The 19,555-nt window shown below is 62.9% G+C and carries 19 protein-coding genes, 2 tRNA genes and 1 pseudogene; 14 read left to right on the forward strand and 8 right to left on the reverse strand.

What is annotated here, in order from left to right; all coding sequences use genetic code 11:
• Positions 1 to 12: 12 nt before the first annotated feature.
• On the forward strand, positions 13 to 1,425 hold the full coding sequence (locus tag D0T11_RS03190) for a GH1 family beta-glucosidase (RefSeq protein WP_119654336.1): 1,413 nt from the start codon (positions 13 to 15) through the stop codon (positions 1,423 to 1,425).
• A gap of 729 nt (positions 1,426 to 2,154) precedes the next feature.
• Positions 2,155 to 4,155 (forward strand): OmpA family protein, encoded by a 2,001-nt coding sequence (locus D0T11_RS03195; protein WP_119654337.1) that lies wholly within the window; start codon positions 2,155 to 2,157, stop codon positions 4,153 to 4,155.
• Between the two features lie 55 nt (positions 4,156 to 4,210).
• Here the strand turns inward: D0T11_RS03195 and D0T11_RS03200 are convergent, their stop codons facing one another.
• The 4 genes from D0T11_RS03200 to D0T11_RS23515 form a co-directional block, all read right to left on the reverse strand.
• Complete coding sequence (locus D0T11_RS03200; RefSeq protein WP_119654338.1) at positions 4,211 to 4,654, reverse strand: SMI1/KNR4 family protein; 444 nt, start codon at positions 4,652 to 4,654, stop codon at positions 4,211 to 4,213.
• Between the two features lie 238 nt (positions 4,655 to 4,892).
• On the reverse strand, positions 4,893 to 5,933 hold the full coding sequence (locus D0T11_RS03205) for a S41 family peptidase (RefSeq protein ID WP_119654339.1): 1,041 nt from the start codon (positions 5,931 to 5,933) through the stop codon (positions 4,893 to 4,895).
• On the reverse strand, positions 5,930 to 6,571 hold the full coding sequence (locus tag D0T11_RS03210) for a hypothetical protein (protein WP_119654340.1): 642 nt from the start codon (positions 6,569 to 6,571) through the stop codon (positions 5,930 to 5,932). Before D0T11_RS03210 ends, D0T11_RS03205 begins: the two co-directional genes overlap by 4 nt.
• 48 nt (positions 6,572 to 6,619) lie before the next feature.
• Positions 6,620 to 6,739 (reverse strand): hypothetical protein, encoded by a 120-nt coding sequence (locus tag D0T11_RS23515; protein ID WP_394365763.1) that lies wholly within the window; start codon positions 6,737 to 6,739, stop codon positions 6,620 to 6,622.
• Positions 6,740 to 7,054: 315 nt separating this feature from the next.
• Here D0T11_RS23515 and D0T11_RS03215 point away from each other — a divergent pair, with 315 nt between their 5' ends.
• Both D0T11_RS03215 and D0T11_RS03220 read left to right on the forward strand, forming a co-directional pair.
• Positions 7,055 to 7,822: a nucleotidyltransferase domain-containing protein gene (locus tag D0T11_RS03215; RefSeq protein WP_119654341.1), complete on the forward strand. Its 768-nt coding sequence runs from the start codon at positions 7,055 to 7,057 to the stop codon at positions 7,820 to 7,822.
• A gap of 56 nt (positions 7,823 to 7,878) precedes the next feature.
• Positions 7,879 to 9,003, forward strand: coding sequence for a DNA polymerase beta superfamily protein (locus D0T11_RS03220; protein ID WP_119654342.1), 1,125 nt, complete (start codon positions 7,879 to 7,881; stop codon positions 9,001 to 9,003).
• A gap of 51 nt (positions 9,004 to 9,054) precedes the next feature.
• On the opposite strand, the gene D0T11_RS03225 is transcribed toward D0T11_RS03220, so the two are convergent.
• Positions 9,055 to 9,336 carry a hypothetical protein gene (locus D0T11_RS03225; RefSeq protein WP_147374501.1) on the reverse strand — a complete coding sequence of 94 codons (282 nt, stop codon included), beginning with the start codon at positions 9,334 to 9,336 and terminating at the stop codon, positions 9,055 to 9,057.
• Between the two features lie 339 nt (positions 9,337 to 9,675).
• On the opposite strand from D0T11_RS03225, the pseudogene D0T11_RS03235 reads away from it, so the two are divergent.
• Together D0T11_RS03235 and D0T11_RS03240 are read left to right on the forward strand one after the other, a co-directional pair.
• Positions 9,676 to 10,498, forward strand: a pseudogene (locus D0T11_RS03235) (IS982 family transposase).
• A 93-nt stretch (positions 10,499 to 10,591) separates the two neighbouring features.
• Positions 10,592 to 11,569, forward strand: coding sequence for an ADP-ribosylglycohydrolase family protein (locus D0T11_RS03240; RefSeq protein WP_119654346.1), 978 nt, complete (start codon positions 10,592 to 10,594; stop codon positions 11,567 to 11,569).
• A gap of 40 nt (positions 11,570 to 11,609) precedes the next feature.
• Here the strand turns inward: D0T11_RS03240 and D0T11_RS03245 are convergent.
• Together D0T11_RS03245 and D0T11_RS03250 are read right to left on the reverse strand one after the other, a co-directional pair.
• A tRNA-Asp gene (locus D0T11_RS03245) sits at positions 11,610 to 11,683 on the reverse strand.
• 298 nt (positions 11,684 to 11,981) lie between these two features.
• A tRNA-Asp gene (locus tag D0T11_RS03250) sits at positions 11,982 to 12,055 on the reverse strand.
• Positions 12,056 to 12,314: 259 nt separating this feature from the next.
• Here D0T11_RS03250 and D0T11_RS03255 point away from each other — a divergent pair.
• From D0T11_RS03255 to D0T11_RS03275, 5 genes are all read left to right on the forward strand, one after another.
• Positions 12,315 to 13,262: an acetyl-CoA carboxylase carboxyltransferase subunit alpha gene (locus D0T11_RS03255; RefSeq protein WP_119654362.1), complete on the forward strand. Its 948-nt coding sequence runs from the start codon at positions 12,315 to 12,317 to the stop codon at positions 13,260 to 13,262.
• 127 nt (positions 13,263 to 13,389) lie between these two features.
• Entirely contained in the window at positions 13,390 to 14,238 is an 849-nt protein-coding gene (locus D0T11_RS03260; protein WP_119654347.1) for an MBL fold metallo-hydrolase, read from the forward strand.
• Positions 14,239 to 14,406: 168 nt separating this feature from the next.
• Positions 14,407 to 15,228 carry a patatin-like phospholipase family protein gene (locus tag D0T11_RS03265; protein ID WP_245990587.1) on the forward strand — a complete coding sequence of 274 codons (822 nt, stop codon included), beginning with the start codon at positions 14,407 to 14,409 and terminating at the stop codon, positions 15,226 to 15,228.
• 99 nt (positions 15,229 to 15,327) lie between these two features.
• Entirely contained in the window at positions 15,328 to 15,897 is a 570-nt protein-coding gene (locus D0T11_RS03270; protein ID WP_119654348.1) for a 1-acyl-sn-glycerol-3-phosphate acyltransferase, read from the forward strand.
• A 67-nt stretch (positions 15,898 to 15,964) separates the two neighbouring features.
• On the forward strand, positions 15,965 to 16,540 hold the full coding sequence (locus D0T11_RS03275; RefSeq protein WP_119654349.1) for a hypothetical protein: 576 nt from the start codon (positions 15,965 to 15,967) through the stop codon (positions 16,538 to 16,540).
• Positions 16,541 to 16,655: 115 nt separating this feature from the next.
• On the opposite strand, the gene D0T11_RS03280 is transcribed toward D0T11_RS03275, so the two are convergent.
• Positions 16,656 to 17,324: a DUF4159 domain-containing protein gene (locus D0T11_RS03280; protein WP_119654350.1), complete on the reverse strand. Its 669-nt coding sequence runs from the start codon at positions 17,322 to 17,324 to the stop codon at positions 16,656 to 16,658.
• Between the two features lie 134 nt (positions 17,325 to 17,458).
• Between D0T11_RS03280 and D0T11_RS03285 the strand changes: the two genes are divergently transcribed.
• The 3 genes from D0T11_RS03285 (at position 17,459) to D0T11_RS03295 (ending at position 19,414) form a co-directional block, all read left to right on the forward strand.
• Positions 17,459 to 18,046: a Crp/Fnr family transcriptional regulator gene (locus D0T11_RS03285; RefSeq protein WP_119654351.1), complete on the forward strand. Its 588-nt coding sequence runs from the start codon at positions 17,459 to 17,461 to the stop codon at positions 18,044 to 18,046.
• 82 nt (positions 18,047 to 18,128) lie between these two features.
• Positions 18,129 to 18,848 carry a hypothetical protein gene (locus D0T11_RS03290; RefSeq protein ID WP_119654352.1) on the forward strand — a complete coding sequence of 240 codons (720 nt, stop codon included), beginning with the start codon at positions 18,129 to 18,131 and terminating at the stop codon, positions 18,846 to 18,848.
• Entirely contained in the window at positions 18,848 to 19,414 is a 567-nt protein-coding gene (locus D0T11_RS03295; protein WP_220473695.1) for a YdcF family protein, read from the forward strand. Before D0T11_RS03290 ends, D0T11_RS03295 begins: the two co-directional genes overlap by 1 nt.
• Positions 19,415 to 19,555: the final 141 nt, after the last annotated feature.

Raw genomic sequence — 19,555 nt, forward strand, 5'->3', positions numbered from 1 at the left:
CAGTCGTTCGTAATGTTGCCCCCCGCTTTCTATCCTGCTTCTACTCCCGCCGTTTTTTCGCGTGCTGATTTCGGGCCGGACTTTCAATGGGGCGTGGCGGCGGCGGCCTACCAGACGGAGGGAGCCTGGAACACGGATGGTAAGGGGCCGAGCATCTGGGACGAATTCGTGCGGCGGAAGGGCAAAATAAAGCGGGGGGAATCGGGCGAAGTGGCCACCGATTTCTACCACCGCTGGCCCCGGGATTTAGGATGCATAAATCAAATGGGTATAGAGAATTTCCGCTTTTCAGTGGCCTGGTCGCGGGTTTTGCCGGAGGGAATTGGGAATGTTAACCAAAAGGGTATAGACTTTTATAGCCGCCTGGTGGATGGTTGCCTGGAGCGGGGCATCACGCCCTGGCTCACGCTTTATCACTGGGATTTGCCGGCGGCCCTGCAACGGCGCGGGGGGTGGGCCAACCGCTCGGTGGTGGGCTGGTTCACCGACTATGCCCAGCGCATGGCCGCTGCCCTCGGCGACCGGGTGCAGCACTGGATGGTGCTCAACGAGCCCATGGCCTTCACCGGGGCCGGCCACCTGCTGGGCCTGCACGCGCCCGGCCGCCGGAGCCTCGGCGCCTTCCTGGCCGCCACCCACCACGCGGCCCTGGCCCAGTCCGAAGGGGGGCGGGCATTGCGGGCCTCTCTACCCGCCTCGGCCCAGATCGGGACTACTTTCTCGGGGGCGCACATTACCCCCTGGCGCCCTGGCCTGGTCCGCGATGAGCGCGCCGCCCGCCGGGCCGATGCCTTGCTCAACCGCCTCTTCCTGGAACCCGTCCTCGGCCTGGGCTACCCCGTGGCCGACGTGCCGCTGCTGGGCCGTCTGGAGCAGTACATGCAGCCCGGGGACGAAGCCCGGTTGCCCTTCGACTTCGACTTTCTGGGGGTGCAGAACTATACCCGGGAAGTGGTGCGCCATGCCTGGTACGTGCCCTTGCTCTGGGCCGCCTTGGTCGGGGCAGGGCGGCGGGGCGTACCGGCCACTGCTATGGGCTGGGAGGTGTACCCGGAGAGTATTTACCATTTGTTAAATAGGGCTGGTTCTTACCCAAATGCTCCAAGACTGCTTGTTACCGAAAACGGGGCGGCTTTCCCCGACCAGGTGAACCCGCCGGGCCAGGTGTGCGACGTTGCCCGGCAGGCCTTTCTGCAAGCCTGCATCGGGCAGGTGCTGCGGGCCCGGCAGGAAGGCGTGCGCGTCGACGGGTACTTCGCCTGGTCGCTGACGGATAACTTTGAGTGGGCCGAAGGCTACGCGCCCCGCTTCGGGCTGGTGCACGTGGATTACGCTACCCAGCAGCGCACCATCAAGGATTCGGGGCACTGGTACGGGCGGTTTCTGGGGGGAGAGCAGGTCCGGTTCGCGGATTGGGTTGGGTAATGCCAATCACCAAGCCTTTCCCAAATCGTACGAGCGGGCGACGGCCCCACCCACAACGCTACCGGCCCCTTACTGAGTGTGGCCATGGCCATAGTTGGGGAAACGCGCCAACCCGGCCAATGCTACGCGGGGAGCCGGGTCGGCGCGGGTGCTGGTATGCCCTAACGACAACAGTGATGCTAACTAGGAACGCGTCTATTGCTCATTTGAGTATATATCGAAATGGCGTTTGAGGTCCAGTCTGGCCGAAACAATTGTTCATATTCCCGGCACTTCCCTCAGCACCTCCAACCCGCCGGCCGGCCACCGGACCCGGAAGCGGCGGAAGCAAACGTACCCGCGCAAATGGCCGCATTCGGGTGGAAGCACCTGACCATGCCGCATCGGGTCGGTGGGCTGATAGGGGGAGAAGCATATTGGGGTCTTGCCGGCCGCCCCGTTTGCCCGGTTCCGGCTAACCGCAAGGCCCGAATGCAGTGGAACCAACTCCCGGCGCGTAAGAAGCCGGAACGGTGGCGCGCAACAACATAAAGCGCGCATGCGCGCCGCTGCCGCCTTGCCTGCGAGGTAAGTAACGGGTAGAAGGGGCTTTGAACCCGTGGAAGCCTGCGGTAAAGGCGCAGTCAGGACGTTACCTGTCTGGCTGCCTGATCCGGCTATGGGGGGCAATTACGCGGGGCCGGTACCAATTAACTGGCAACATCCGGCCGGGCTGCCTACTTTTGAGGAATGACCAAAAGTACGCGTGCCGGTTTAGGGAAGGTTCTGCTGTGCTGGCTGCTGGTGCTGAGCCAGCTGTCGGCTCCGGCCCAGCGCCTGGGGGGGCAAACTTACACCGACCCCCGGCTGGGCTATCAGCTCACCTACCCCTCCGGCTGGCAGGTGCACCCCGGCAATCAGAACAACACCGATTTCTACGCGGGCGAAAGCTGGGAAACGGCCGCGGCCGTTGTGACTTTCCACTTGCGGCCGCTGCCTGATAACCGCAAAGACCTGAACCTGCTGCGCGCCGGCCAGCCCGATTCGCTGTGGCAGTACGTGACCAGCTTGCCCCGGGCGCGGGTGCTGAGCCTGACCGAGCACGACGCCGGCCGCGCCCAGCAGCTGCGCTACGAATACGCCTACGACGCGCCCGCTCCGGCGGGCCGGACGCGCGTTATCGGCCGGCGGCTCTGGCGCAACGGCTACGAGTACTGCCTTGAATACCGCGCTGCGGACGGTCCGGCCGACCGTTTCCGGGACGCCGGCCGGCAGCTGGTGGAGTCGCTGCGGCTCATCGAGCCAGGGCCGCCGAGTCGCCGGACCGCCTTGCCGGCCCCGGAGGGCTGCGACGATAAGTTTTACGGCATTGCCGCCCTGCGCATCCACGATGACATCTGGGAGGACGACTGCCGCACGATTCACGAGTTTTCGAGCCTCGACCCCGCCCATCCGCCCAAAGTTCACCGCCAGGTGCTGCCCTTCCAGTCCTACGCCCTGGCCAAGGGCTTTGATAACTGCCTGTACTCCGTGACCAAAGCGCCCACCAACTCGCCCGAGTACGTGTACCGCTACAACCCGGCCACCCGCCAGGGCGAGTACACTCGCTGGCAGCTGCCGGCCCAGGGCCAGGGTGGCGTCTGGATTTCCGGGGCCACCGACGACCGGGGCGACCTGTATTTCAGCACCACCGACGGCAACCTGCTGGTGCGGGTGAGCCCCGCCCAAAACACCGTCGCAACGGTCTGGAGCACCGATCCGCTGCGCCGGGCCAGCTACTTCCGGTCCTTGGGCTTCGCGGGGGCGGGCACCCACGCCAACTTCTGCTTCGACGCCGACCGCACCCTCTACCAGGTATACAGCACCGATGGCTCCCTGCTGCGCATCCACCTCGACACCCGCCAGCCCGCCCCCGATATTCTGCCCCTCGACGGCCTGCCTGAGCGGGGGGGCTACAGCGGCATTTTGCTCCAGAACGATGAGCTGGGCAACCGCCGCCTGTTTCTGGCTGGCCCCAAAGCCATTTACCAGGTTGATCTGGAGGGGCACGAAGTGGCCAAGGTGCGCCGGGGCGTGTACACCGACCTGGCCGGCTGCAACCTGTTCCGCCAACCCCCGCCCCCCGAGGCCGCCCCGCTGCCCCCGGCCGTGGTGCCCTGGCGGGGCCGCGTGCTCGATGCCGCTACCCTGCGCCCGCTGCCCCGCGCCCAGCTGCGCCTGCGCCCCACCACCGCCCGCACCGATACCACCTTCGCCGCCGGGACCGGTTTCCGGTTTCCGGCCCGCCCCAGCCAGGCCTACGCCCTGCAACTGCGCCTGCCCGGCTACCTGGCCCTGGACACGGTGCTGCTGGCCGCCGCCGACCCCTACGCCCACGATATTCTGCTGCGCCCCCTGGCCGTGGGCGCTACCCTGGAGCTCGAAAACGTGCAGTTTGCCCGGGGCCAGGGCGAGCTGCTGACCAGCTCCTTCCCCGCCCTCGATTCGCTGGCCGCCCTGCTCGCCCAGTCGCCCGGCCTCACCATTGAGCTGCGCGGCCACACCGACAACGTGGGCGACCCCGAGAAGAACGTGGAGCTGAGCCAGCGCCGGGTGGCGGCCGTGAAAACCTACCTCGTCAAGCACGGTGTGGAAGCCGACCGCATCAGTGGCATCGGCCTGGGCGGGGCCGAGCCCAAGGCCAGCAACACCCAGGAAACCACCCGCCGCCTCAACCGCCGCGTCGAGTTTCGGGTGACGGGGATAAGGTGAGGAGGAGAGTTGGGGAAGGAATCAATAGAAAATGCTGGCGACTTCAACCGGCTATTCAGTCGATAAGCTCAGGTAACCAATCAACCAGCCCCAATACGCCGCCCTGTAAGAACCGGGCAATAAATAAGGCCAGCGAATCGGTTAAAAAGACCATTTCTCCATCCGGATGCTGACCTAGCATTCGGTAGCCGCGGCTGCCAGGTGTTATTTCTACAATCCAGAAGTCAACGCAAACCGCATACTCGGCGAAGAGGAATTGATGCGGCTGGTAGTCTTCTTTGAAATGAATAATTTCCTCAATTGGAGTCATGTGAAACAGAAATTCAGCTGATTCAAACCCGTTGCAGAAGGTATAAAACTCTCGAAAGTCAGCCGGAAGAACCAACCCTAACGCTGCTTCGAGTTGCTGAATTAGTTGTTCGCTGGCGGCCGGATAAAGCGTTATATCCGTCTGCGGTAGGTCTGCATTGAGGGTTGACAGGAGTTCTTGAATAGTCATTGACGATTGGCAATAATAGACGCTTTTGAAGAACTGAATTAAGTTGGAGCACTGGTAATTGGCCTGGGCTGTCGGAACAGCAGGTGGGGGTTGGCCCACAGCCCGCCGCCGCTCAAGTGCCGGACGCTGCCCAGCAGCAGCAGGTAGTGGTTCCAGTAGAGGTTCAGGAAATAAAGTAGCCGACTCGGGTTGCAACCGGTGATACTAGGGGCGGCTTCCGGCCGGTAGAGTAGCCTGCTTACGGACGTTTGGCCTTCTTCAGCCACTTCAGCGCCGCCGCTACTTTGGCGTCCTGGCGCAGGTCGAGGAAGTTGTCGCCGCCCGTAATGAGCACGTCGGGCGTGAGGCTGGTTTTGTAGGCGGTGCCGGTGCGGTCGGCGTCCTGGGAGCCGGCGATGGTGAGGTAGGCGCCGCCGCGGATGGGGTAGCTTTCGTTGGCGGTGGTGGCCCCGTAGGTGGACTCGCCGAAGAAGCGCGTGGCGGCCCGGCCCTTGAGGCTGATGGCCACGATTTCGCCCGAGCTGGCCGTGCGCCCGCTCAGCAGCACGGCAATGGGTAGATCGGGGCGGCGGGCGGGGCAGCGGTTTTCCAGGGTGGTCACCTGCATCGAATCCACGTAGAAATTGCCCTGGCGCAGATACCACTGCTGCTCGGGCCGGCCGTTCAGGTCCACGAAGCCGCCCAGGTGGCCGTCGCCGAGCAGGGGGGCAATGCCGGCCAGCATGGGGGCCATGGCCCCGCCGTCGTTCAGGCGCAGGTCCAGAATCCAGGCCCGGATGCTGGGCAGGGGCAGGCGGCAGAGCGAATCCTGCACCACCCGGGCGGCGGCGCGCATTTCTTCCAGACTCCCGCCGGCCTCAATGCCGGGCAGCTGAATATAGCCCACCCGGCCCGGCAGCAGCTTTACCAGCACGCCGGGCTTGGCCTTCAGGGCGGCCTTCACCGCCTCGTTGGCGTAGGGCACGCGGGCGGGGTTGCGCCATTTATACGTTTTGCCCTGGTACGTGAGCCAGCCGTGGTCGTCGTGGAGCTGCTCGAACAGGAAGGGGTAGAGGGGTAGCAAATCCCGGACGGTGGTGGCACCCTGCGCCTTTTGGTACACCGTCTGCCGCAGCCGGGGCCAGTCCACGGTATGGCGCTCCAGGGAGTAGGTTTCGAGCAGCGTCAGGCTCTTATCGAGGAAGCCCGCCACGGAGTCGGGCAGGGCCGCTGGCGCAGTCTGGCAATAGGCCGGCGCACCCGCCAGGGCCAGCAAAACAAGGATACCTGGTTGCTTCATGGAGCCAAGATGCGGCTTTGCCGCCAATGGTTGGCCGGAGAAAAAAAAATCGGTTTTGAGTTCCTGTTTTCCCTTTGGCGCGTCGGCCACGCTTCGTTGCAGCCGGGGCGTTGCTCTCCCTTTTTGAACGAGTGGAAAAAGGAAGAGCAACTGTGCTGGTGGATTTGCTCTCCCTTTTTTCCCGCCTCTAAAAAAGGAGAGCAACTGTGCTGGTGGATTTGCTCTCCCTTTTTCCCCGCCTCTGAAAAGGGAGAGCAATTACAGGTTGTTGAGGGGCCGTTGGGCGGGTGACTTTCCTGGGGCAGCGTTGCGTAGCGGTACCCGAAACGGCAGGATACGGCCGCTTGCGGCCACCGCCGCCGCTCAGGTGTCGGCCGGTTCCGACTCCGGGCGGCGTCCCAGGCGCTGGTCGGGCACCAGCCCCACATCAGGGCCACGGCCACGGCCACGGCCACGTAGACGGCGCCCGCCCGCCAGGGCTGCCAGAAGCTGGCCCCGATGCCCAGGCAGTAGAGCACCGGCGAAAATTTGCCTTTCAGGTCCTTGCCCACGGCGGCGGCCAGCACCGAGTCCTGGCCGTTGACGCGGATAATGCAGTGCTGAAAGATGAAGTAGGCCAGCGAGTTCAGCAGCAGCATGATGCCCTACAGGGCCAGTGTGGCCGGCGCGAAGTTGTTCTCACCCAATCAGCCGGTGGCAAACGGTACCAGCGACAGCCAGAACAGCAGGTGGGGGTTGGCCCACAGCCTGCCGCCGCTCAGGTGCCGGACGCTGCCCGGCAGCAGGTGGTGGTGGTTCCAGTAAATGCCTGGTTACGAGTTGTTAGCATGTATGAAAAAAGAATCTGCCCCCGCCGCAACGGCGCCTGGCTATCTGGTCACATCGCTTATCAACTGACCATTCCTTTATCTAACTCCTTACCTTTCTGACTGCTGTTACGCGGTAGCCCCAGCGGGGCGTCATATCGGTAGCCGAAGAAGCCGGCAAGTGCTCAAGCCCCAGCGGGACGACACCACTCGTTCACCCGTCGGGGTCGCCCCGCTGGGGCTACCGCGTAACAGCAGTTTCTAACTTCCCAACTCACTCCCAACTCACTCCCAACTCACTCCCAACTCACTCCCATGCTCGCCCGAATCCACGCCGCCCTCACCGCCCTCGAAGCCCGCCACCATATCCGCATCCTCTACGCCTGCGAGTCGGGTAGCCGGGCCTGGGGCTTTCCCTCGCCCGATTCCGACTACGACGTGCGCTTCATTTACAGCCACGCGGCCGACTGGTACCTGACCCTCGACGAGGGTGCCGACACGCTCAACTTCCCCGTCGATGCGGAGCTGGACCTGGCCGGCTGGGAGCTGCGCAAGGCCCTGAAGCTGCTGCGCGGCTCCAACGCGGCCCTGTTCGAGTGGCTCCAGTCGCCGGTGGTATACTCCGAAGCTCCCGGGTTCCGGGCGCAGCTGGCCCCGTGGCTGCCGGCCGGCTGGAATCCGCGGGCCGGTTTGCACCACTACCTGGGCCAGCTGCGCCGGGGCGTGGAAGAGGATTTGGTGGGGGAGCAGGTCCGTCTCAAGCGCCTGTTCTACGCTCTGCGCTCGGCCCTGGCCGCCCGCTGGATTCGCACCCGCCCCGAAGAAGGGCCGCCCATGGAGTTCGGCGTGCTGCGGGAGCTGCTGCCGCCGGAATTGCACGGAGCGGCCGACGAACTGCTAGCCCATAAGGCCACCGCCGACGAGAAAACCACCGTAGCGCCCCCAGCGGCGCTGGCGGCATTTCTGCAAGCAGAATACGAAGCCGGCCAGGCCGTCCGGGCTATCCTGCCCGTGCCCCGCCACCCCGACCCCACGCCGGCCCTCAACGCGCTGCTTCGCGCGTGGCTGGCTGCGGCCCTCTGAGCCGGCTCTGCCTCTTACCTCTGCGCATCCCTCTGCGAGAAAATACAACCAGCTCCATGACCATTGACGACCTGCGCCGCCGCGGCCTGCTACTGTTTGAAGCCCTGAGCGGCAGCCGCGCCTACGGCACTGACCTGCCCCACTCCGACGTGGACCTGAAGGGCGTCTTCATCCTGCCCGAAACTGAGTTCTATGGCCTCGATTACCTGCCCCAGGTAGCCAATGAAACCAACGACGAAGTGTACTACGAGCTGCGCCGCTTCGTGGAGCTGCTGCTCAAGAGCAACCCCACGGCCCTGGAGCTACTGGCCTCCCCGCCCGATTGCGTGCGCTACCGCCACCCGCTGTTCGCGGCCTTCCGGGTCGGGGATTTCCTTTCCCAGCTCTGCCGGGCCAGCTTCGCCGACTACGCCGTGGCCCAGATCCGCAAGGCCCGGGGCCTGAACAAGAAAATCAACCACCCCGAGCCGCCCCAGCGCAAATCGGTGCTGGATTTCTGCTTTGTGACAGCTGGTGCCGGAGCCCAGCCGGTGGCCGGGTGGTTGAAGCGGCGCGGCTACGCGGCCGGGCAGTGCGGCCTGACCAACGTGCCCCACCTGCCCGACCTCTACGCCCTGTTCGTGGACGATACGCCCGGGGGGCCGCGCCACGGCTACCGGGGCCTGGTGCGCGACGCGGCCACCTCGCAGGATGTGCAGCTGTCGGCCGTGCCGAAGGGGGAGACGCCCGTTGCCTACCTGAGTTTCAACCGCAACGGCTACAGCACCTCCTGCCGCGTGCTGCGCGAGTACCAGGAGTGGGAGCAGAAGCGCAACCCCGAGCGCTACCAGAACACCGTGCAGCACGGCAAAAACTACGACGCCAAGAACATGCTCCACGTGTTCCGCCTGCTGGGCATGGCCCTCGACGTAGCCACCACCGGCCAGCTGCCCGTGCGCCGCCCCAACCGGGATTTCCTGCTGCAAATCCGCCGGGGCGAATTTGGGTATGAGCAGCTGGTGACCGAGGCCGAGGCCCTGGTGGCCCGCGTGGAAACCGCCTTCGCTGCCTCAAAGCTGCCCATCACGCCCGACCGCGAAGCCGCTGAGCAGCTGCTGGTGCGCGTGCGGCGGCAGTGGTACGCGGCGCGGGCTGCCGGGGAACAGGCGAGCCAGTTGGCTGAGGCAGGAGCAAAAAAATAGCCTTTCCCGCCCGAAGGCAGGAAAGGCTATGCTCAATCGGAAGTCAAACGGCTAGTTGTTTGCCCCGATGGTGGTGTTGCGGGAGCGGCGCGGGGTGCGCTTGCCGTCCTTCTTGCGCTTGCGCCAAAGCTGGAACCACCGCTGCCGGTAGCGGACCGTCCGTTTCACGCGGGCCTTGCGGCCGCCGCCTTTGTAGGTGCGGTAATTGGGGCGATGCACATACACCTTGCCGCGCATCTTGGCGCGGGCCGCCGGGCCGGGTGCGGCCAGGGCCGGACTGATGTCGGCCAGCCCCATCAGTAGTAAGCAGAGAAAGAGAAAAAATCTGGTCATGAAGAAAGGAGTAAAGCCGCGAAAGCAAGGCGAAGGTACGGGTCCGGCTGGCAAGTATTCGGCCAGAAAGAATACTGTACGAAAAAAAATCTGGTCCTGGTTTGTGAAAAGTTCCCCCGGGGGGCACCAACAGCAGAAAATATCCTGCTGCTGGTGCCCTATGATGTAAATTTTACGCGGATCGTTTGATTCTCCTTACCGGGGCAGGGGGGGGCAGGCGTTCTGCGCGGCTATTTTTATACCTAACCCAAGTTGCGGAGTAGGCTGGGGCCAAAAAAAGTCTGTTCCGCACGGGAAAGACTAGGTTTGAAGAATTCGACCGCTTCAAGCTCCCTTCCCATGACAGAACAGACCGTCGCAATGTACTGCTTCATCGATGATTTCTTGCGTGCCACCCGACCCCAGGCCCCGCACAAGCGCCACCTCTCCGACGCCGAACGGCTGACCACGGCCCTGCTGGCGGCCCGCTTCTTCGGCGGCAATCTGGCCGCTGCTCGCCGCTACATGCAGCAGCACTGGGGTATGAAAGCGCTGGACAAGAGCGGCTTTTACCTGCCAGTTGCACCGCCTGCACGAAACGCTCAAGCAGCTGTTCTTTAGCGTGGGTCAGCACCTGAAACAGCTCAACACCGAGGCCCGCTACGTTATCGACTCGCTTCCCGTCGCTGTGTGTGACAACGTGCGCATCAACCGCTGCCAGCTGGTGCAGGGCGAGGCCCATCGGGGCTACTCGGCCAGCAAGTGCCGCTATTTCTACGGCTTCAAAGTCCAACTGCTCATGACCCACGACGGGCTGCCGGTCGAGTTCTACTTTCACGCCGGCAGCGAGGCCGACCTTACGGGCCTCAAAGCGCTGGACCCGCAATTGCCCGAAGGCAGCGTGGTGTATGCCGATGCCGCCTACACCGACTACGCGCTGGAAGAGGCTTGGTACGAGGCCGAGCAGGTAGCGCTGATGGTGGACCGCCGCAAGAACAGCAAGCGGCCCCACGAGCCGTGGCAAAACTTTCTGATTCAGCACTTTCGCAAAGGCGTCGAAACCACCATCAGCCAGATAACGGAGCGCTTTCCCAAGTCTATTCACGCCGTCACGGCCCAGGGATTTGCCCTCAAGCTCCTGCTGTTCGTCTTCACCCACACCCTCGCCCAACTCGGCGCATAGTCCGCAACTGGGGTTAACAATGCCCGGCCGGATGCGTAAGAACCCCGTTTAATCCCGGCTTCCTCCCGTTATCATCAGCCCCTTCCACCACGTATGGCCGCTACTACTTCTTCCCCCGAATCCCAACTGCGCGCCGCCCAATTGCGCGCCGCCCTGTTGGGCCTGGCCGTGGGCGACGCCCTGGGCGTGCCCGTGGAGTTCCAGAGCCGCGCCGCCCGCCGCCTCGACCCCGTGGTGACCATGCGCGAATACGGCACCCACCACCAGCCCGCCGGCACCTGGTCCGACGACGCCTCGCTCACGTTCTGCCTCGCTCAGGCCCTGGCCGACGGTTTTACCGTAGGAACAGTGGCCGAATACTGCCGCCGCTGGTACTACGGCAACTTATGGCGGCCCCACGGCCTCGTCTTTGACATCGGCATTACCACCCGCGAGGCCCTGAGCCGCCTTCAGGCCGATGACAACCTCATCCTGGCTGGCGGCACCGACGAGTACAGCAACGGCAACGGAGCGCTGATGCGGATTCTGCCGCTGGCCTTTTACCAGATAGATGCCCCGCTGGCGGAGCGGTTCCAGCTGATCCGCGACGTTTCGGCCATTACCCACGGGCATATCCGCTCGGCGGTAGCGTGCCTGCTGTATCTGGAAGTGGCCCGCTACCTGCGGGCCGGCCGGCCACCCACCGCCGCCTACGCCGCCATGTGCCAGCAGGCCCCGGCCCAACTCCACGAACTGCATATCCCGGCCTCCGAAGCCAACCACTTCGAGCGCATCCTCAGCGGCCGGCTGCCCGACGTAGCCGCGGCCGCCATTGATAGCGGCGGCTACGTCATGCACACGCTGGAAGCCAGCCTCTGGTGCCTGCTGCGCTACGAAACCTACGCCGAAACCGTACTGGCCGCCGTTAACCTCGGCGACGATACCGATACTACCGGGGCCGTAACCGGCGGCCTGGCCGGTTTGTACTACGGCGAGTCCGCCATTCCGCCCGAATGGCGGGCCGTGCTGGCCCGCCGCGCCGACATCGAGGAGCTGGCCGCCCGGGCGGCGCAGGGAACCGGCGTAAGCTGAACAAGCAAAAGGCCCCTCAGACGAATCTGAGGGGCCTTTGCGGTCCGGACGGGACTCGAACCCGCGACCTCCGCCGTGACAGGGCGGCATTCTAACCAACTGAACTACCGAACCGGCTATCAATTCGGGGCGGGCCGTGTGCCTTTCCCTTTTGATGATGCAAATATAGGCGGTCGATTTGGGCTGTGCAAACAGAAAACTGCCTTATCTGGTTACAAAGGCTGTTTTTGAAAGGATATAGTTCTGTCAGTAAACAGGATAGCCCGAAAAAAAAGTTGAAAACAATTGGCTTCACCCTCCTCAACCCGGTTTCGGGCGGGGTGGCGGTAGAGCCGGGAGCCCCGCCTCGGGCCGGCGGCCGGCATCAGCTGAACAAGCAAAAGGCCCCTCAGACGAATCTGAGGGGCCTTTGCGGTCCGGACGGGACTCGAACCCGCGACCTCCGCCGTGACAGGGCGGCATTCTAACCAACTGAACTACCGAACCAGTTCTCAAAGCGGGGCTGACCGTGCGTCGTTTCCGTTTTGATGATGCAAAAGTAGAGGGTCGGATTGAGCTGCGCAATACCTGACCGAAAAATACCTGCGAAAAAGGCTTGAAAGAGTCGTGGAGGGCTGTTTATCAGGCAGAAAGTTTTTCTGCGAAATCGATGGGGGCGGGGCGGGGGCGGTATCGGCCCCGTCGCTTACCTTTGCCAGTATCTCATTTCCCCCTCGCACCCCCCTGAAGCTCTTTAGTTGTGGCACTGCTCCTCGATTTTGAACAACCCATTGCCGCGCTCGAAGGCAAGCTCCGCGAAATGCAACAACTGGCCCTCGACAGCCAGGTGGACGTATCGGAAGCGGTAGCGGCGCTCGAAGCCAAAATCAACGCCCTTAAAAAAGAAACCTACGCCAACCTCACCCGCTGGCAGCGCGTGCAGCTCTCACGCCACCCCGAGCGCCCTTACACCCTCGACTACATTCAGGGCATGACCCAGAAGTTTGTGGAGCTGCACGGCGACCGGACCGTGGCCGACGATAAGGCCATGGTGGGCGGTTTCGCTGAAATTGACGGCCGCTCCGTGATGTTTATTGGGCAGCAGAAGGGCCGCAACACCAAGCAGCGCCAGTTCCGCAACTTCGGCATGCCCAACCCCGAGGGCTACCGCAAAGCCCTGCGCCTGATGAAGCTGGCCGAGAAGTTCGGCAAGCCCATCGTCACGCTCATTGACACGCCCGGCGCGTTTCCGGGCCTGGAAGCCGAGGAGCGGGGGCAGGGCGAGGCTATTGCCCGCAACCTCAAGGAGATGTTCCTGCTCAAGGTACCCGTCATCTGCATCATCATCGGCGAAGGTGCGTCGGGCGGAGCCCTGGGCATTGCCATCGGCGACCGGGTGCTGATGCTGGAAAATACCTGGTACTCCGTGATTTCGCCCGAGTCGTGCAGCAGCATCCTGTGGCGCAGCTGGGACTACAAGGAGCAGGCCGCCGAAGCCCTCAAGCTCACGGCCACCGACATGCTGGGTAACAAGCTCGTGGACGGCATCGTGAAGGAGCCCCTCGGCGGGGCGCACACCGACGCTGAAACCATGATCAAAACCCTCAAAAAAACCATCCTCAAAACCCTCGACGAGCTGGAGGCCCTGCCCGCCGAGGAGCGCATCAGCCAGCGCATCGACAAGTTCTCCGCCATGGGCGTGGTGGTGGAGTAAGAGGGGAATTAAAAATTAAAAGTGAAAAATTAAAAATACGCTGCTCCGTATGCTGAGCGGAATATTTTAACGTCATCGTTCTGACGGCTCATTTTTAATTTTTCACTTTTAATTTTTAATTAAAAAGATGACCATTCATATGCTCGATACCGGTTTGTTTAAGCTCGATGGCGGGGCCATGTTTGGGGTGGTGCCCAAGAGCATGTGGCAGAAGCTCAACCCGGCCGACGAGCAGAACATGTGCACTTGGGCATTGCGCTGCCTGCTGATGGAGGACGGCGGTCGGCTGGTGCTGGTTGATACCGGTATCGGCGACAAGCAGGACGAGAAGTTTCGCGGCCACTTCTACCTGCACGGCGACGATACGCTCGAAAAATCGTTGCGCCGGCTGGGCTACACGTCCTCCGACATCACGGACGTGCTGCTGACCCACCTGCACTTCGACCACTGCGGTGGGGCCGTGGGCCGCTCCTTCGACGGAAAGCTGCACCTGGCCTTTCCTAACGCCACCTACTGGAGCAACGAGGACCACTGGAACTGGGCTACCGCGCCCAACCCGCGCGAAAAAGCCAGTTTCCTGACCGAAAACATCCTGCCCATCCAGGAAAGCGGCCACCTGAAGTTTATCGACCCGAAAGCGGGCGTGCCGAACGAACTGCCCAGCTTCCGCGACTTGATTTATGTGGACGGCCACACCGAGAAAATGATGCTGCCCAAGCTCTCGTACAAAGGCCGCACGCTGGTATTTGCTGCCGACCTGTTGCCCAGCGCCCACCACGTGGGCCTGCCCTACGTGATGAGCTACGACGTACGCCCGCTGGTAACCATGGACGAAAAAGCCCGCTTTCTGGAGCAGGCCGCCGCCGAAAACTGGGTGCTCGTGCTCGAACACGACCACCAGACCGAGTGCATTACGGTGGCGCATACCGAGCGCGGCATTAAAGTAGCCGAGCGGTTTAAGCTGGCCGAGCTGTAGGAGAGGATATAGTGTAAAGGAAACGTCATTCCGAGCTTGCCGAGGAATCTCGCGGGCTGACGTTGGATTACTGTTACAACGTCAGCCCGCGAGATTCCTCGGCAAGCTCGGAATGACAGTTCCTTACTTCACTCATTCACCGAGTCACTCATTCACTCATTCACCTCCATGTTAGGACTGGCACTTTCCGGGGGAGGCGCGCGGGGCATTGCCCACCTGGGCGTGCTGGCGGCGCTCGATGAGCTGGCGCTGCCGGTGGGGCGGCTGGCGGGCGTGTCGTCGGGGGCCATTGCGGCCACGTTTTACGCCGCCGGAGTGCCCCCGCGTGAGATCATGCGGCTGTTGCAGGGCGTGAGCATCCCGCGCCTGACGCGGGTGGCGCTCAGCCGCTACGGGCTGCTGCACATGGAGGCCGTGGGCCGCCTGTTCGAGCAGCACCTGGGGGTGGGGGCCACATTCGAGCAGCTACGATTGCCCGTTACGCTGGTCGCCACCGATATTGAGGCCGGTGAGTCGGTGCGCTTTTCCAGCGGGCTGCTGGTGCCGCCGCTGCTGGCCTCGTCGGCGGTGCCCATCCTGTACCGGCCGGTGCAGTACCAGGGGCGGCAGCTGGTGGATGGTGGCTTGCTCAACAACCTGCCCGTGGAGGCCCTGCTGGACGCTGCGCACCCGGGCCTGCGGGTGGTGGGGGTGCACTGCAACCCGCCCAACCCGCAGGCCCAGGTCAACAACATGCGGGGCCTGGTGGAGCGCACTCTCAACCTGGCCATTGCCGGCAACACGGTGCTCAGCAAGCAGCGCTGCCAGTTGCTGCTCGAACCGCCCGAGCTACGCCAGTACCGCACCATGAGCTTCCGCCAGGCCCCCGAAATGTTCGAAATCGGCTACCGCTACACGCTGGCCCAGGCGCGGCAGCTGGAGGCCCTGCTGGCCGGTAGCCCGCCCGCCGCCCAATCGGGAGAAGGCGGTAATGCGGAGCCGCTTATTTAGGAGGGTCAGTGCGCCGCTTGCGCCACAATTTATCTAGCTTTAAGGCCCGGTAGGCGTTGGTACGCGCCGGATTTTCCCGTTCCCACCCGTTTCTCACCTATGGCGCGCCGCACTTCTACCTTCTGGTATCTGTTTTCGAAATTCTGGTTCTGGATGACCGGCTGGCGGCTGGGGCCGGTGGTGCCGCCCAATATCAGCAAGAGCATCATGATTGCCGCCCCGCACACCAGCAACTGGGACTTCATGTATGCCCGGGCAGCCTTTTTTCTGATGGACGTGGATCTGAAGGTGACCATCAAGAAGGAGTGGACCACCATTCCGGTGCTCGGGGCGCTGGTGCGCAGCCTGGGTGGGCTGGGCGTCGACCGCAGCCGCAACAACAGCCTCGTGGATGTGATGGTGCGCCTGTTTAAGGAGCGCGAGGAGCTGGTGATTATGATTACGCCCGAGGGCACCCGCGGCTACCAGCCCAAGTGGCGCAAGGGTTTCTACCACACGGCCGTGGCCGCCGGCGTGCCCATCCTGCTCGGCTACCTCGACTATAAAAACAAGGAAGCCGGCGTCGGCCCCGCCTTCTGGCCCACCGGCGACTACGAGAAAGACCTGGAGGAAATCAAGGCCTTCTACCGCACCAAACAGGGGCGGTTCCCCGAAAAAGGCGTACGTTAGGCTATCTGGCCACCGGGCCGGCGCATTGCCTGCGGGGAAAGCGGTTTCGCTTTATTGTGTGTTGCTCATGGAAGATATCAAAAGCATTGTCTGGTTGCTGCTGGCCGTTGGGGTTTTCCTCTGGCAGATGGTGCAGAAACTGAAGAAGCAGACCGAAGCCGCCGACCAGAAACAGCAGCGGCGCACGGCGCGGCAGGATTTCGGGACGGCCAGGCCCGCGCCCATTCCTGCCCCACCGGTACCCAGCCTCTCGTTTGAGGAGCTGCTGGCCCAGATGCAGCGCCAGAACCGGGCGGAGGAAAGCCAGCCGGCCCCCGCCCCGGAGCCCGTTGCCGAAACGCGGCCGGCGTCGGTAGAGCCGCAGGGCCGCTATGCCCGCAGTCAGGAAAAAACGGAGGTCGAAATTCACTCCCTGGAGCTACCCGCCCCCGAGGCCCGCTCCCTGGAAGCGCCTAAGCGCGCCGCGCGCCGCGCCGATACCATGCCCCGCACCAGCACCCAGCACGGGCAGGAAGACTACTGGAGTCAGCCCCAACCCCCCACGCCCGTCCAGACCCGGCGCACCGTCAACGACCTGCTCCGCAGCCCCGCCGACATCCGCGCCGCCTTCGTGCTAAGCGAAATCCTGGGCAAGAAATGGTGAGGTGGTGAGGTGGTGAGGTGGTGAGGTGGTGAGGTTGACGTTCGAAGGGTTCGGCGGCGTAAATTGCGCAAACAGGGCTTTTGAACGTCAAAATCACCATTTCACCACCTCACCGCTAGTCCTGCGTCAATGCGTACGTCACCAGGTTGGCCCCCATTTTCAGGGCTGCTTCGTGGCTGGCAGGGGTGTCTTCGGGGTAGGTGCCCAGGTCTTCCCAGCCGTTGCCCAGGTCGCATTCGTAGCTGTAGAAGCACACCAGCCGGCCCTTGTAGAGCAACCCGAAGCCCTGGGCCCGCTTGCCGTCGTGCTCATGGATTTTGGGCAGGCCCCGCGGAAACTGGAATTTCTGGTGGTAGATGGGGTGGGTGAAGGGCAGCTCGACAAACTCCAGGTCGGGAAACACTTTCTTCATCTCGGGCCGGATGAACTTGTCGAGGCCGTAGTTATCATCAATGTGCAGGAAACCGCCCCCGATCAGGTAGCGGCGCAGGTTGCGGGCGTCGAGGTCGGAGAACGTGACGTTGCCGTGGCCCGTCAGGTGCACGAAGGGGTAGGTGAGCAGCTCGGGCGAATCGAGCTCTACGGTGGCTTCATCAGGGCCGATGTTGGTGCCCAGCGCCTGGTTGCAGAAGCGGATCAGATTGGGCAGGCTGGTTTTGTTGGCGTACCAGTCGCCGCCGCCGCCGTAGTGCAGCTTGGCAATGCGGAAGCTGGGCGCTACCGGGGTCGCCGCCGTGAGGCTGAGCAGCAGGAGCAGGGCAAGAGCGAAGAAGGATTTGGGCATGGAAGCGGGAGCTTGGGGCAAACGGGATTTACCTATAATTGCGCACCAGTCGGGAAAGTTCGGCGTCGGCCGCAAGGTAAGCACTCCATGCGGCTGATGTTCGGACGCCTCGCCGACCATTCGGGGGAAGTACTATGAGTCAAGAAAAACTACAACATTTTCTACAGAGTACGGGGGTAATCAACGCGGGGCAGGCCCAAGAAGTAGCCGCGTATTTTACCCCTCGCACGCTACTTCGGCAAGAGTTGCTGCTGCGCACTGGTCAAATCAGCCAAGAATACCTGTTGCTGACCAGCGGTTACGTTCGGGCCTTTGCCTGCGACCCTGAGGGACTGGAAGTTACTACGGCCTTCACCGGACCCGGACAGGTAGCACTGGAGGTTTCATCGTTCTTCACCCGAGTGCCTTCTCTTGAAACTATACAAGCCCTTACCGATTGTGAAGGTTGGACGCTCACGCACGAGCAGATGAATCAGTTGTTCCATGGCCGGCCGGAGTTCCGGGAATTTGGGCGCGGCGTGCTGGTGCGTGGGTTTGCGGCCCTCAAAAACCGGATGCTGGAAATGATAACCACTACCGCTGCCGTCCGATATGACCGCCTGTTAGCTGCTAGCCCCGAAATTCTTCAGCATGCCTCTCTTAAGATGGTTGCCTCCTACTTGGGCGTGACAGATACTTCCCTTAGCCGCATCCGTAAAGTAAGCAGCCAGAAGGAAGGCTAGCCAGAGCATTCTTGCCATTTGGCAAGGAGGGGTAACTGGTCGCGAGGTTTCTTTGTGAAGTCCACTTCGCACTGTATCCACTATGCCCCCGGTTCCTTTTTTCCTCAACCTGGCCTTTATCCTGACTACCGCCCTCACGCTGGGCCTGCTGCTATGGGCCGCGCCCCGGAACCGGCCGCTGCTGGCGGGGCTGCTGCTGTGGCTGCTGGTCCAGGCCGCGCTGGCCGGCCGCGGCTTCTACGTCGTCAGCAACACGCTGCCGCCCCGGTTTGCGCTGGTCATCGGGCCGCCGCTACTGGCGCTGGCGGGGCTGCTGACCACGACCCGGGGCCGCCGGTTCCTGGAGGCGCTGCAACCCGGGCGCCTGACGCTGCTACACGCTGTGCGGATACCTGTGGAGTTGGTGTTGTTTGGGCTCTATCACTACCAGGCCGTGCCCCGGCTCATGACGTTTGAGGGCCGCAACTGGGACATTCTGCTGGGCCTCACGGCTCCAGTGGTGTATTATCTGGGTTTCCGCCGCCGCTGGTTGGGGCGCGTGGGGCTGCTCATCTGGAACGGGGTGGGGCTGGGGCTGCTGGGCAACATCGTGCGGCTGGGGCTACTATCGGCGCCGGGGCCGTTTCAGCAATTCGCATTCGAGCAGCCCAACGTGGCGTTGCAGTACTTTCCCTACGTCTGGCTGCCCGCTTTCGTGGTGCCCGTGGTGCTGCTGGCGCATCTGGCGGCACTGTGGCAGCTGTTGAAGCCCGCACTGCGTGAAATTGCGCCAGATTTTACCGCCTCTATTTCCAGGAATTGATGAACAGACGAAAACGGGCGAAATACGTGCTGACCGGGCTAGTGCTCTGGTTGCTGGTGCATACCCTGGTAGTAGTGGCGGAAGGGCTGCAAAGCCCWTCCGCCGCCGCCGATGTTGCCGTGGTGCTGGGTAATAAAGTAAACGAGGACGGCACGCTGTCGGAGCGGCTGGTGCAACGGTTGCGCTGTGGCCTGGGCTTGTACCGGAGCGGTCAGGTAAAGCAGCTGATTGTGAGTGGCGGGTTGGGAAAGGAGGGCTTCTACGAGGGCGAAAAAATGAAACAATATCTGGTGGAACAGGGAGTGCCGGCGGCGGATATCCTGGTTGATAACCAAGGCAATAGCACTCGGCAGACGGTGGTAAACGTGCTGAGCCTTCGGGATTCTCTGCATTTCTCCAGCCTGATTGTCGTTTCCCAGTATTACCATCTTACCCGCACCAAAATGCTGTTCCGGCAGGCGGGCTTCCGGTTTGTGAGCAGCGCTAGTCCGTGGTATTTCGAATGGCGGGACCTCTACTCCCTGGCCCGCGAATTTGTAGCGTACTACCAACACCTGTCAGGTTAAACGCATCTAATTTGGGGCTATTTTGGTGAGTACCGCCTTTAAATAGTCGTCATCCCAGCCCGCTATTTTTCGTCGGTTCTTCCTACTTTGCTTGTCGTCCATTCGCCCCAGCGCCTGCAAGGCCATCTTGCGGGCCGTGGC

This window comes from Hymenobacter rubripertinctus (assembly GCF_003583925.1).
GTDB classification, from domain to species: Bacteria; Bacteroidota; Bacteroidia; order Cytophagales; family Hymenobacteraceae; genus Hymenobacter; species Hymenobacter rubripertinctus.